The 12,971-nt window shown below is 53.7% G+C and carries 10 protein-coding genes; 7 read left to right on the forward strand and 3 right to left on the reverse strand.

What is annotated here, in order from left to right; all coding sequences use genetic code 11:
• Positions 1 to 12: 12 nt before the first annotated feature.
• The 6 genes from FCL42_RS06085 to FCL42_RS06110 all read left to right on the forward strand — a co-directional run bounded on the left by FCL42_RS06085 (position 13) and on the right by FCL42_RS06110 (position 5,455).
• Positions 13 to 1,257: a BamA/TamA family outer membrane protein gene (locus tag FCL42_RS06085; RefSeq protein WP_136862503.1), complete on the forward strand. Its 1,245-nt coding sequence runs from the start codon at positions 13 to 15 to the stop codon at positions 1,255 to 1,257.
• A 109-nt stretch (positions 1,258 to 1,366) separates the two neighbouring features.
• Positions 1,367 to 1,759, forward strand: coding sequence for a thiol-disulfide oxidoreductase DCC family protein (locus tag FCL42_RS06090; RefSeq protein WP_136862504.1), 393 nt, complete (start codon positions 1,367 to 1,369; stop codon positions 1,757 to 1,759).
• Between the two features lie 348 nt (positions 1,760 to 2,107).
• On the forward strand, positions 2,108 to 3,835 hold the full coding sequence (locus tag FCL42_RS06095; RefSeq protein WP_136862505.1) for a C-type lectin domain-containing protein: 1,728 nt from the start codon (positions 2,108 to 2,110) through the stop codon (positions 3,833 to 3,835).
• A 97-nt stretch (positions 3,836 to 3,932) separates the two neighbouring features.
• Positions 3,933 to 4,367 carry a PaaI family thioesterase gene (locus FCL42_RS06100; RefSeq protein WP_136862506.1) on the forward strand — a complete coding sequence of 145 codons (435 nt, stop codon included), beginning with the start codon at positions 3,933 to 3,935 and terminating at the stop codon, positions 4,365 to 4,367.
• A 62-nt stretch (positions 4,368 to 4,429) separates the two neighbouring features.
• Entirely contained in the window at positions 4,430 to 4,606 is a 177-nt protein-coding gene (gene rsmS, locus FCL42_RS06105) for a pleiotropic regulatory protein RsmS (RefSeq protein ID WP_136862507.1), read from the forward strand.
• 87 nt (positions 4,607 to 4,693) lie between these two features.
• Positions 4,694 to 5,455: a DAPG hydrolase family protein gene (locus tag FCL42_RS06110; RefSeq protein WP_136862508.1), complete on the forward strand. Its 762-nt coding sequence runs from the start codon at positions 4,694 to 4,696 to the stop codon at positions 5,453 to 5,455.
• A gap of 207 nt (positions 5,456 to 5,662) precedes the next feature.
• Here the strand turns inward: FCL42_RS06110 and mrcB are convergent, their stop codons facing one another.
• The 3 genes from mrcB to FCL42_RS06125 form a co-directional block, all read right to left on the reverse strand.
• Positions 5,663 to 8,062 carry a penicillin-binding protein 1B gene (mrcB, locus tag FCL42_RS06115; protein ID WP_136862509.1) on the reverse strand — a complete coding sequence of 800 codons (2,400 nt, stop codon included), beginning with the start codon at positions 8,060 to 8,062 and terminating at the stop codon, positions 5,663 to 5,665.
• Positions 8,063 to 10,564 carry an ATP-dependent helicase HrpB gene (gene hrpB / locus FCL42_RS06120; protein WP_136862510.1) on the reverse strand — a complete coding sequence of 834 codons (2,502 nt, stop codon included), beginning with the start codon at positions 10,562 to 10,564 and terminating at the stop codon, positions 8,063 to 8,065.
• Positions 10,565 to 10,738: 174 nt separating this feature from the next.
• The gene (locus tag FCL42_RS06125; protein ID WP_136862511.1) at positions 10,739 to 12,124 is read right to left on the reverse strand and encodes a multiheme c-type cytochrome; all 1,386 of its coding nucleotides are present in this window, start codon (positions 12,122 to 12,124) and stop codon (positions 10,739 to 10,741) included.
• A gap of 310 nt (positions 12,125 to 12,434) precedes the next feature.
• Here FCL42_RS06125 and thpR point away from each other — a divergent pair, with 310 nt between their 5' ends.
• Positions 12,435 to 12,956 (forward strand): RNA 2',3'-cyclic phosphodiesterase, encoded by a 522-nt coding sequence (thpR, locus tag FCL42_RS06130; protein WP_136862512.1) that lies wholly within the window; start codon positions 12,435 to 12,437, stop codon positions 12,954 to 12,956.
• Positions 12,957 to 12,971: the final 15 nt, after the last annotated feature.

The raw sequence follows: 12,971 nt of genomic DNA on the forward strand, positions 1-12,971 counted from the left end.
ATTGGACTTTTTATGCGCTCGCTCTCGATTTTTGCTCTTGCCATACTGCCACTGCCATTGCTGGCCAACGAAGGCATCAGTGACAACGCCCCCGATACTTCCGTTGAGACGGCTCAAGCCGCCCAAGCTCAGCCGGGTAAACGCAATGCGGTGGTGCCGTTTCTGTTTTCCTCCACCAGCATGGGCACCACCTTAGCCGCCGCGGGCAGTTTTCGAGGTATCTTTCAGCCTCAAGCGCAGTTGATCGCCGTTGGCGCGTACTCCAATAACGACAGCTACATCGCCTATGGCGGGCTTCACAACCTGTCATTCGGCCCCAAACGCTGGAAGCTGGATCTGGAAGCCTTCAGTGGCACCTTTAAAGAATCAGAGGTCTACCTCAACGGCAGCCACAACAGTGAGCAGCAAGATTACGTTACTGGCGAAGAACATCAGGAACGCTACTCCATTCACTTTCGCTACCTGCTGCCTTTGGGAGCAGGCGCGGATGCCAGTGCCAACCGTCGTCAGGCTTTCTCGCCGATGCCGCCCCAAAGCGATAGCGTCAGTCATCAAAGTCCAACGGACCAACCTTGGGTGACCCTAGGCTTTAAACCCTTTTATTACACCGCCACCGTTGCTGACTTTGACGAAGAGAAAACCGCTGGGCTAGAGCTCAAACTGGATGTCGATGCCCGTAACTACGTACCATCACCGAGTTCAGGCTACCGCTTCGAAGTGGATATGCAGCGAGATTGGGGCGCGGACGATCGAGACAGTTACACCAACTGGCAAGCTCAGTACAGTCAGTACTTTGACCTTGGGGTCAATCAATACAGTAAGCAGCAGACGCTGTCGCTGACTGCGTATTTGGCCGACACGCCTACGTGGGACAAAGACAACAACACTCACCAAGCGCCCTATTTTGCCCAAAACCGTTTAGGTGGCTGGGATCGCCTGCGAGGCTACACCGCGAACCGCTTCCACGATCGCAGTGCCATCTTCTATGGTGCCGAATACCGAGCGACGCCCAACTACCAACCACAGAGCCAGATACCCTTTATTAATCGCTATCAGATGCCCTGGTGGCAGTGGTCTCTATTCGCTGGCGTCGGCCGGGTTCATGACGAGTTTGATCTCGGTGAGTTGCATCAAGATCTCAAGTGGAGCGCTGGCTTCGGTGCCCGTTTGTGGGTTGAAAATGTGCTGGTTCGCATGGACATCGGCTACAGCGAAGAGGGCAATCAGGTACGAGTTGTGGTTAACCAGCCGTTCTAAAAACCCACTTACCTATCCGCAAGGGCGTCAGCTAATGAGCGCCCTTTTTTGAACCAAACATCGGGACTGCTCGTAAAGCCACACATGTTTGTGATGGAGAAGCACCGAAATGGTTCTGTTTGTGGATTACGCCTGCCCTCTCTGCAGTCGCGAGGTCAGTAAACTTAAAGCGCTGGATACCTTAGGTAAATTGACCTTTGAAGACATTCACGACACCAGTTGGCATCGCCGTTACCCCCACATCAATCCACAACAATGCCTGAAGGTACTCCACGGTATCGATGATTTTGGGCAGCCTCTGTTGGGACTCGACGTAACCGTGGCCACTTGGCGCAGTGTTGGCCGAGGTCACTGGGTCAACTGGCTACGTTGGCCGCTGGTAAAACCCATTACCGACCTTGGCTACCGCTACTTTGCCCGCCACCGACATCGATTAGGCTTATGGCTGGGACCTGCGCCAGCTCAATGCGACGGCAACGTGTGCAAACGTCCTAACAAGTAGGTAAGTACTCCCGAAGCCCAACATTGATTCGCAGCTGATGCGCATTAGCGGTGCAGAGCGTCAATCACGAAAGCGGCAATAACGCGCCGCCAATGCGTGTGTTTATCGCCCTTGAGTTTGGCTCCTCCAAAGCCAACGCCCCGACAGGTTCCCCCTCCATTTAGTGATAAAAACAGTAACTTGTTACTGATACTTGCCCCAATGAAAATCGATATAGTCGAGCGACAGAAAACACCGCTATGTCTATTAATCGATTCAAATCTATAAGGTTTTCCCTACTGACTAGGCCTTAGCAAGACGCTGTGGTGTTCGTATTCACTCTCTAAATCGAGTTCTTAAGGGAATATTATGTCGTACGTAAAAACGAGTCTGAGCTTATCCATCCTATCGTTGGCATTAGCAGGCTGTGGTGGCGGAGACGGAGACTCCTCATCAACACCTTCAACCCCTGGCCCACAACCCGTTGACATATCTAGTTATACCGTCATTGATGGTTACCTCACCAACATGCTGGTGTTTATCGACAGCAATAAGGATCTTCGCTTCCAAAACGGTGAAACCATCATTGGCCTGACGGATGCACAAGGCCGTGTCGATGCAAGTCAAATCAACATAATGCCGGACGACCAAGTGGTCGCTGAAGCCATTACGTTAAAGAACAGCAGCAAGTTTCCCGCTCAGTATCAGCGCAGTTATACCTACGACCAAGATGCGCCAATGAATCACTTCTCAGATCCTTTCTCTTTGGCCACAACCGCGGATAATGCGGTGATTACGCCCCTCTCTGACATTGTGGTTCGCCTGATGAACGAACAAGGCATGACTGAGGAGGAGGCGAAAAGCTTTCTCCTTGAACTGCTTAACAAATTGGGGATTGATGACATCTATCAAAATCACATCTTGAACGATGACAAGGTGTTAAAGAAGGTCAATCAAATCTTATTGTTTAGCCGAATGGTCGACCCTGATGGTTACGAGAAGCTCTATCAAGAACTCATTGCCCTGATCATCGACATCATTCAAGAGATGACTGCAGAACAGATTGAAGACCATCGATTCATCATCATTCCAAACAGAGGTCCTAACACCATTGCGGTTGTCTCCGCTGAGCAGGCAGCACTGATCCAAGCGCAACTGCAACAACAGTTTTCTCAACCTAATTTCAATTTCGACGTCGACTTTAGGTCGCTGTTTATCGATCCAGATACCAATGAAGACATCGTGTATTTTTATGGGGATCAGATCAACGCGATGGGAATTGAGATATCCCAAGAACCAACAGACGGCGTGGTCTCCTTCAGTGGTTCATTCGACGGTTCACAGAGCTTCGACCTTAGCGTGATGAAGTTTGACATCAGTGCAAATGGCTCAAGATTAGACCCTAAAATCGTTAACTTCGCCCTAAGCATCAATGGTGGTGAGGTGTCAGATAATCAAAAGCCCGTTATCCAGCAAGAGCGCTTAGAAGGTTTACAATGGCTATTTGACTCCATCGAATTGCGCCAAAATCAAAATATCTCCATCGATTTTGAAACCGCCTTCCTGTTCCACGATGAAGAAAACGATCCACTTAAATATCGCCTACAAACGAACGTGCCCGGCATGTCGTTTAACTGCCATGTTGCAGATTGCGGCACGGCTGTCACCTTCAGTGGCACGCCAACCGATCAGTTGACCAACGCATGGATAAAGATAGACACCAATGACGGCCAACACGGTCCAGAGAGCTCTGCAAGTTCTTGGTCTGAAGTGGCCAAAATCGACCTTGGTGACATCACCCCTGACAGCAATGTCGATCCTCGCTGCTCCGCCTACACCAGCTTCTCCACTGAGCGCCTGAATTGGGATGATGCCGCCAATTACTGTGCCTCACTCGGAGCAAACCTACCGAGTCAGGGCGATCTGCTACAACTGCATACGGATGTTGAAACGCGCTCTGTTTGTGGCTGGCCTGATTACCATATCTGGAGCAATACATCAGGCGGTGGCTCGAACTATTGGGCGTTTAACAACAAAAATTACTTCCATACCACATGGGATAAGAGCCGAGAATTTGAGGTGACCTGCAAAAGATAACAACCAAAGCCCCACCTTGAACTTGGTGGGGCTTGCCGCTCTAGCTTGTTCCTATCCAGCCACTATGGCAACTTAGCCAGAAATAGGAGCGTAGATTATGGACAATCACCATAGACGCCTTGAAGCCATGTATCAGGGTGCACCCATCAACGGTTTTTATCCGACTCAAATGCAGGTCAGCGATGGAGAGGCAGAGCTCACTCTTGAGGCCATTGCCGACTACCACCACGCTGCCGGTGCCATGCATGGTTCGGTCTATTTCAAGCTGCTGGATGACGCCGCTTACTTTGCGGTGAGCTCATTGGAACCGGAAGTGTTTGTGCTTACCACCTCATTTACTACCTACCTGACGCGTCCGGTCAGCGAAGGCACCCTCACCGCCATCGGCAAAGTCGTGAATCAAAACAACAGTCAGTGGATCGCTGAGTCTGTCATTTACGACATCAAAGGCCGAGAGATTGGCCGAGGTAATGGCATCTTTGTGCGCAGCAAAAACCGGTTGTTGGATGTGCCCGCCTATCGAGGGAATTAGCGCTGCAGCCCGCTGTAATAGCGGTTACAATGGGGGCTCATCAATTTACTAAGAGGTTATGCATGTCCCTTGAGAGTGCCCCAGATGAAATCAAACTCGCCGTCGATCTTATCTACCTACTGGAAAGTAACGAAATTGACCCGCAAACCGCCCTCAAAGCCCTAGCCATCGTGAAACAAGATCTGGATGCCAAGGTAGACTCCACCCCTAAAATGACGGTGGAAGCGAGTGGCAGTTGAAGTAACTCAAAATTCTAACTAACTGATTAACCGTTATTTACGATATCCTGTTAGCGTTATAAAGACCGCAGTTAACAGGAAGCTCTCATGCCCCTTAGCCAATATCTTCTGGCGATGGAACCCGTGCCACCCCACCTTCAACACGCCGCGAGCCAAGAAGCAGAATTAATCGATTTTCCCACCCTTGCCCAGGGCAACCAGCTCTTTAGCCAATGGCATAACTATCAAAATCGCATTATGCGCAGCAAAGATGGGCAGATGTTGGTGACCTGCACCACCGAGATGCCGGGGGTAACGCCAGAGATGGTGAACTGGTGGTTCGGTTGGCACATCGTCAGCAGTGAGCGCTACCAGTTGTGGCACCCTCAAGCGCACCTGTTTGCCAAGCCTAAAGTGGATCGCAGTTTCCATAAGCAACACCTGGCTCGCTATCTCGGCAACGTCTCCTACGTCAATGAATACCTAGGAAAGAAGCTGTGCAAGTTGGCCATCGCCTTTCATACTGCCGAGTCGCTGGGAATCGATAAGCTTGACCGCCAAGGGGGAATCGCCATCTGCGCCCAAACCGCCAGCCGCACCAGTCATATCGTCAGTGGTCATCTGGTGCATCTGGTTGTTCCAACAGAAAATGGCAGTCGAATGATGAGCGCGTTCTGGCTTGGCGGCACCCGCTGCAGATGGCCACTGATTGGTCGTCTCCTGACGCCCATCCTTAACCTCAGCCTGATACGGCGCATGACCTTTCCCCAGCGCCATGGGCAAAATCTCCTGAAGCACTGCAGTGAAGAGATGCATCATCTGGCGCGGATTCTGCCCAAGCTCTACCAAGACCAAGCCGCTAGCGAGTAATAAAGCCAATCACATTAATGTTTTGCGCAGCTCAGAAGCCCTCTCAAGTTCTGAGCCATCGACACTCAAAATCGAGCTCACGATCTGCCTCTGCGCAAAACACTGGTGATTGAAGCGCGACAAGCGATAGCCGTTTTGCCTACCGACAGAAAGGCCATTCCCCCCCAACAGATCATGCTTTGCCCCGAATGGGCAAAGCCATCTCAATTAAAACTCAAATAGCCGCTGCAACCAGTTTTTGTCCCGCTTGGCTCCGGCACAGCCTGATGGCTGTGGCCAGCTGACAGCATCCGCTGCAACGGCGGTGGCCCCTCGGCAATCCTCGGCAACGGCAACGCCCTGACTATTAAAGTAACCGGTAAGCACACCATCGGGCGGAGTGAGCACCAACGACAGCGGGTCTCGTTCCCTCAGATAGCGCTGATACAGCGGCAGCGCCGCCTTGGAGCCATAAAGATTGGCGTTGGAGTTGTCGTCCCGCCCCACCCAGGTCACCACCACGTCGCGGTCGTCAAAACCAGCAAACCAAGCATCTCGCCCTTTCGGCGTGGTACCAGTTTTGCCCGCCAAAGTGACGTTTGGAAAAGCGTTAGCGAGTGCTCGAGCGGTACCTCGCTGCGCCACTTGAGTCAGCAGCATATTGGTCAAATAACTGGCCTGCACCGGCAGTCGCTGCTCGCTGTGGGACTTATGCTCCGCCAGCGGCAAATTATCCTCCCCCAGAACCGCCTTGACGCTGTGCAGCTGCCGGTAGCGACCGCCATCCGCCAGAGTTTGGTACAGCTGCGCCAACTCTAATGGGCTGGCTTCAATGGAGCCCAGTAACATGGATGGCACCGGATTAATCGGCTCTGGCCAACCGGCCTCCATCAAAGTGCCTTCCACCTTGTCTAAGCCCAGCTCCATGCCAAGATTCACCGTGGGCACGTTGTACGAGCGCACCAACCCCTCTTTCAGCGGCACCTGACCTCGATACTGCTTGTCATCGTTCTTGGGCGACCAAGTACTGCCACCGCTGCTTTTCAGGGTGATCGGCTCATCTTTGATGGGGGTCATCGGGTTAAATTGCTGTGGCTGCGACAGGGCGCTCAGGTACACAAAGGGCTTCACCAAAGAACCGATGGGGCGGCGGGCGTCCATGGCTCGGTTAAAGCCGTTGTAGCTTGGGGAGCGATCCCCCACCATGGCCAAGATGCCCCCTTGGTAGCGGTCCACCACCACCATCGCCGATTGCAGTCGTTTATCACCACGGTCTTTAATCAGCTGAGCGGTGCCCTTCTCCACCGCAAGCTCCGCCGCTCGCTGCGCCAACGGATCTAAGGTGGTGTAAATTTTAAGTCCTGAGCGATTAAGCGTTTCGCTGCCAAAACGAGTCACTAACTCCTGACGCAGCTGCTGCATAAACGCGGGCTGACGATGGCGCAGCTTCGCCCTGGCATCACGCACGGTAAGAGGGCTACCGGTGGCGGTTTCATACTCGGCACGATTCACCATGCCTTGTTCCAGCATCAGTTTAAGCACCAGATCGCGGCGCTTGATGGTGCGCTCTGGATAGCGCCATGGATTGTAATAACTTGGCCCTTTGATCATCGCCACCAGCGTGGCCTGCTGCGCCACGGTAAGCTCCTCAATGGGGCGATGGAAGTAGAAACGAGCTGCAAGGCCAACTCCATGAACGCCAATGCTGCCATCTTGGCCCATGTACACCTCGTTGAGGTAAGCCTCTAAGATGGTGTCTTTGGAGTAGCGAAAATCGATCACCAGCGCCATTAGTGCTTCTCGCACCTTACGCCAGATTGAGCGCTCCCGAGTGAGGAAGAAGTTCTTGGCCAACTGCTGAGTCAAGGTGCTGCCACCCTGCACAGTACGCCCAGCTTTTAGGTTAACAACCAGCGCTCGGGCGATGGCCAGAGGTGCCACTCCGTGGTGGTGATAGAAGTTCTGATCCTCGGTGCGCAGCAGAGCATCCACCAATCGCTCAGGGATCTGCTCTCTGGGCACAAATAACCGGTCTTCCCGATCACTGGCCACCATACGATCCAGCAGTAGGGCTTCTAAATGCACGAAGCCCAAATCTCGGGCATCACTAGAGCGCTGCAACCGACTGATGCGGTTGTCGCTAAAACTGATGATCACTCGCTCGGCAGCGTCATAGCCACTGGGGCCGTCGCTGCCGCGCTTAAACAGTTCAATTTTGGTGCTGGATACCGCAAACTCGCCCTCTTTCCTTGGATTGCCGGTATTGCGGTACCCCAGCAGCTGCAGCTCCTGTTTGAGCTGTTCATGAGTGATAGGAGCGCCAGGGTAGATCGCCATCGGTCGGGCGTAGATCTGCGCTGGCAGGTGCCAACGTTGGCCCTCAAACTTCTGGGCGATGATCTTATCCAGATACCACAGGTACGCTGACGTCACCGCAGTAGTAATGATCAGGGTCCACAAACACAACCAGCCAATACGACGCTTCCAACTGCCTCTGTTGTTGGCTTTTTTGGTCATGGCGCGCTTGCGGCCAGTCTTACCTTTTGCGGCGGCGGTGCGTTTGCGCGGCGTACGCCCTTTTGCTGGCGCTTTGGACTTGGCCGGCTTGTCTTTATTTGCGGGAGCCATCTACTGCTGCTGCATCCTTTTTTTGGTCACTTTGGTCGGCTGAGTGTTGGCAGGATCGTCCGGCCACAGATGTTTAGGGTAACGCCCCTTCATCTCCTTTTTCACCTCATTCCAGGCTCCTGCCCAGAAGGCGGCCAGATCTTCGGTCACCTGAAGTGGCCGCCTTGCTGGCGACAACAGCTCCAGCGTCACTGGCAGTTGGCCTTGAGCCAATCTCGGGGTTTCGGCTTCGCCATACATCTCCTGAACCCTAACGGCCAGTTTCACCCCTGATTCGTGATATTCCAAGGGCAATTTGGAACCAGTCGGCGCCAGCCAATGGCTAGGAAGCTGCTGCTCCAAGGTGGATTGCAGTGACCAGTCCAGCTGCGCTTTTAAGGCAGCAAACAGATCCAGCTTATTCAATTGCGATACCTTCTTAACGCCTGACAGATAGGGTTCCAACCAGCTCAAATCCGCCAGCAGCGACTCATCGCTTAACTCAGGCCAATCACCTTGGGTGAGTAACGCTTTGGCATGGGCGACCCGAAAACGCCACTGATTGATGTTGTCTGTAAAGGGCAGCAAGCCAAGCCCTTGCTGGCGCACCGCTTGCAACAATGCCTGCACATAGTCGTCGTCACTCAGATCCGTCAGAGGTTCACGCCTCACCACCAAGGCACCAAGCTGCAGTTGCCGCTCGGCGATGAGCTCACCATTTTTAGGAGATAGCTGCTGAAAACGCTGCCAACGGAAAAGATACGGCAGAGCGTCTTGCAGTTCACTTAACGGGATCTGCGCCCCCATGTGCACTATCGCATCCCCCTGACCTTGACGCTCCGACAAACTGGCACACACCAGCAGGGTTTCATCCTTGCTCGAAGGGTTACGGCCAAGACCGCACCAAGGGTCGTCCTGAGGCAAGCACGCGCCGCTGCCGCCACTGAGTTGATAGCGGCCACCTTGGCCCCGAGCCAGACCGATGCGATCTGGGTAGGCCAATGCCAACAGCAAACCACAGTACTCACCTGAGGCGATGGAGTCGGTTTGGCAACCCAACTGTTTAGCCCACTTTTGGCTTTGGGCCTTGGCGGTATGGGGCAGCTTACCGAGACGCAGATCGATATCGATCCCTAAGTTTCGGCCTCGAAGGGGATCGTTCTCCTCCAGCAGCGCCGCTAACTCGCAGGCCAATCGCTGCAACCCACGGATCTCAAGCTCGCTCTCCAACACCTTAGCTTTAAGCAGCATGTGTCCGAGACGAGGATCGCTGCCCAGCTTATGTACCTGACGCCCCAAAGCGGTCAGCTTATGACTGTCATCCACCAACTCCAGCTGCGTCAGCAACTGCCACGCCTTGGTCATATTAGTGGTCGCCGGTAGCGTCAACCAGACCAATTCGTCGGCGTTGCGACAGCCCCACGCCGCCAGCTCAAGAGCCAATGAGGTAAGGTCTGCCTGAGTGATCTCAGGGGCATCGGCGCTGGCCAATCCCTGCTGCATCGATTCCGACCACATGCGCACGCCGTGACCGGCCATCAAACGCCCGGCACGGCCGCTTCGCTGCGCCGCCGAAGACTGGCTAATGCGCACCGTCTCCAACCGGCTAATGCCGGATTTCAAGTTGTAACGAGCCTGACGCTGCCAGCCGGCATCCACCACCACCGAGATACCATCAATGGTCAAACTGGATTCGGCGATGTTGGTGGCCAGTACCACTTTGCGCTTACCAGGTGGGGGAGTATCGATGGCGGCGTCCTGCTGCTTAGGCGACAGCTGGCCATAGAGTGGACACACCATGACTTCGCTGCTGACTTTTTCCAGTAATTGAGTCTCGGCGCGGCGGATCTCCCCCTGCCCAGGCAGAAACACCAACAGGTTGCCCTCTCGCTGGCTCAGTTGCTTTAGCACCTCAGAAACCGTTGCCTCAAGCCAAAACTGCCCTTGGGCAACGGGGCGATACTCTAGGGTGACTGGGTAGCTGCGCCCTTCACTCTCCACCTTGACGGCATCAGGCAAGCACTGCTCCAGCGCTTGCCCCTCAAGGGTGGCCGACATCAGCATCAAGGTCAGATCATCACGAAGCCCGCCTTGAACCTCCAACGCCAACGCCAGGGCCAAGTCCGTCGCCAGATGACGTTCATGTACTTCGTCAAACAGCACCAGCTGCACACCATCGAGTTCAGGGTCGGCCTGGATCTGGCGGGTTAATACGCCTTCAGTCACCACCTCCAATCGAGTCTGTTTGCTGACCTTAGTTTCACCTCGAACCCTAAGCCCCACGGTTTCACCCACGGACTCCCCCAGCTGTTTTGCTAGGTAGCGAGCAATGGCACGAGCGGCGATGCGGCGAGGCTCCAGCAGGATGATTTTGCCGCTGATTTGCGGCCAGCTCAGCATCGCCAGAGGCAGGGCGGTGGATTTACCGGCACCGGTAGGCGCCTGCAGCACAATCTGATTCGACTGAGTCAGGGCATGCTGGAGCTGGGGGAAAACTTGGGTAATAGGGACAGGCTGGGACACAAACAATCTGGCTTTTTAATCAGGAATGGCGATTAGTGTACCTTCGCCAACGCCGAGAGCCAAACCACTAGCCGCTCACAAGCCCTAAAACAAAAACGCCGCTACTTCATTCGAAGGGCGGCGTTTGGCTTAATCTAATGACTCAGTCTAATGACTTATTCTAATAACCCAGAATTACAGCGACAGAGAGGTCATCTCGATGTAAGGCACTTCCACTTTGTCTTTCAGCAGCAGATCCGCAGTGGCTTGGCTGAAGGAGCGGTAGTTCAGCTTCACTTCAACCTGATACTCGCTCACGCCCTTCGGTAGGTTGAATGCGTAAGTCGCATCACGGCTGCCCTTAGGTGGAATGGTGTTCTGCATGTCAAAACCCGCCACTTTCCACGGCTTGTGTTGTGGGCCTTTGCCATCGCCATCGACGGCGCGGTTTTGGAAGATAACCGTGCCTTCAGGCAGTTCATTATTGGCATCCAGACTACCAGAGCGCAGCAGCTCACTGCCTTTCGCGTCGGTGATCACCACTTCCAACCACAGTTGACGAATAAAGGTCAGGCTGGTCGGCAGGTTGTGACCGGCGCGGCGGTTATGCACGGTAACAGTCAGCAGGTTCACACCATCGGCTTGAGTGGCTACTTTTGCTTCAAGTTCCGCCACGTTTTGCAGACGCTTCTTGGCGGCATCCGCATGCTCTTGGCCGCCTTTGACGCCCAGTAGCGGTGCTACGGTGAAGTTACCGCCAACAAAGCCATGGTCGTGCACCATATCGCGCGGCTTACCACCTCGGGCAGCTTTGCCCCCCAGACCATGATTTTCCAAATCTTTGGCTGGCTTCATCTCATCGGCAACACGAATGGCGGTATCCACTGGCACCATGTGGCAATCCTGACACTGGATCTCAGCTTGAGCATAAGGGGAGTATTTCCACTCATCGTAGGTACGCTCAATTGGGAAGTTGTTGCCTGGGTGGAACACGTTATGACAGTTACCGCAGAACTCTGACTTGGTGTGCAAATCAGAATACTCGGTTTTGTGCATTGGCGACTTGGAGTCGCTCAGCGGCCCACGTTTTACCTTATCGTTGGCAATGGCAAACGAGGCGTTACCGTTCTCAAGCATCGCAGTATGCAGCACATTATTTTCACTGACGGTATGACACACATCGCAGGACACACCCGCATTGGCCATGCCTTCGGTGGTAAAGCCACCGTGTTTGCCCATCTTGGGGTCAAACTCGACTTTTTGATTTACGGTACCCACGGCGGTGTGGCACCCCGCACACAGATTACGAGTCAGGCCGTTGGTCTCCTTTTCACCTAACGCCCACTCCCCCTGAAAAACTGGGTCGATAAAGGCGATGGAATGCATGGAGCCCTGCCAACCTTTGAATTGACGGGGGTGACACCCCTTACACTGCTTCGGGCTGTTCCAATCTTTGATTTTAACGGTTTGGGGATCGCCATCCAGAGTCAGGTAGGAAGGAGCGTAGGGTTGATTATTGGCGTGACTTGCGCCACAGACCAACAGCGACGCAGTGGCAAGGGCGGACAAAAGTAGGCGCATTGTTATGATTTTCCCAAAAACTTGTGATGTAAGTTTTAATTAATATATTTATTAATCAATGTGATAGCTGCTATTTGCGCGGCGGATTGTACTGACAAACGCCCACAGCTGTAGTCGGGAAAACGGAAACTGCGACCTTGGCAGCAGATCCTATGGAAATTTGAATTGGCTTTAAAAATGACAGAGTAATGAATCGAATAAACTTGGGCTTAAAACAAAAAAAACCGACAGCCACCAATATTACCCTGACCGTCGCATTCACAGGGGGCTGCGAATATACTGACCACAGTATCGTTAAGAGAGTATCGCCATGGCCCAGCGGCTGTTCTTCGCCATTCCAGTGAGTGTGCCCAAACAGATGGCACTGATTAAGCACCAAGCCCACTTAGGAAATCTGGGTCATGTAGTGCCCGCCACCAATTTTCATCTGACTCTGGCCTTTTTGGGTAATGTGACCCAATCTCAGCAGCAGGCGCTGATCGAGCGCTGGCGGGATCTTACGGTGCCAAACTTACACCTGACGCTAAACCGCTATCTGCACTTCCCCAAAGCAGGGGTGGTGTGCCTTGCCAGTGACCAAGTCCCCATCGCCCTAATGCGACTGGCACAATCCCTGCGACGGGATGCTGCTCGCCACGGCCTGCATAGCCACAAAGCCGCGTTTCGTCCTCATGTCACCCTCTATCGAGGCGTGGACTCTGTGGTTGAGCTGCCCCAGCCAGAGCCGGTGACACTGGAGATAAATGAAGTGCAGTTGATGGCATCACAACGAGAAATGGGCAAGCTGACCTATTCCCCCCTTGTTCGTTGGCGAAGCGAGACCACAAACTAATGGCTCAAAGACTGC

This window comes from Ferrimonas aestuarii (genome assembly GCF_005116665.1).
Classification (GTDB): domain Bacteria; phylum Pseudomonadota; class Gammaproteobacteria; order Enterobacterales; family Shewanellaceae; genus Ferrimonas; species Ferrimonas aestuarii.

Bases quoted from the DNA above. Each gene is read 5' to 3' on its own strand.
- FCL42_RS06085 (WP_136862503.1), top strand. From the start codon at position 13: ATGCGCTCGCTCTCGATTTTTGCTCTTGCCATACTGCCACTGCCATTG.
- FCL42_RS06090 (WP_136862504.1), top strand. From the start codon at position 1,367: ATGGTTCTGTTTGTGGATTACGCCTGCCCTCTCTGCAGTCGCGAGGTC.
- FCL42_RS06095 (WP_136862505.1), top strand. From the start codon at position 2,108: ATGTCGTACGTAAAAACGAGTCTGAGCTTATCCATCCTATCGTTGGCA.
- FCL42_RS06100 (WP_136862506.1), top strand. From the start codon at position 3,933: ATGGACAATCACCATAGACGCCTTGAAGCCATGTATCAGGGTGCACCC.
- rsmS (WP_136862507.1), top strand. From the start codon at position 4,430: ATGTCCCTTGAGAGTGCCCCAGATGAAATCAAACTCGCCGTCGATCTT.
- FCL42_RS06110 (WP_136862508.1), top strand. From the start codon at position 4,694: ATGCCCCTTAGCCAATATCTTCTGGCGATGGAACCCGTGCCACCCCAC.
- mrcB (WP_136862509.1), bottom strand. From the start codon at position 8,062: ATGGCTCCCGCAAATAAAGACAAGCCGGCCAAGTCCAAAGCGCCAGCA.
- FCL42_RS06125 (WP_136862511.1), bottom strand. From the start codon at position 12,124: ATGCGCCTACTTTTGTCCGCCCTTGCCACTGCGTCGCTGTTGGTCTGT.
- thpR (WP_136862512.1), top strand. From the start codon at position 12,435: ATGGCCCAGCGGCTGTTCTTCGCCATTCCAGTGAGTGTGCCCAAACAG.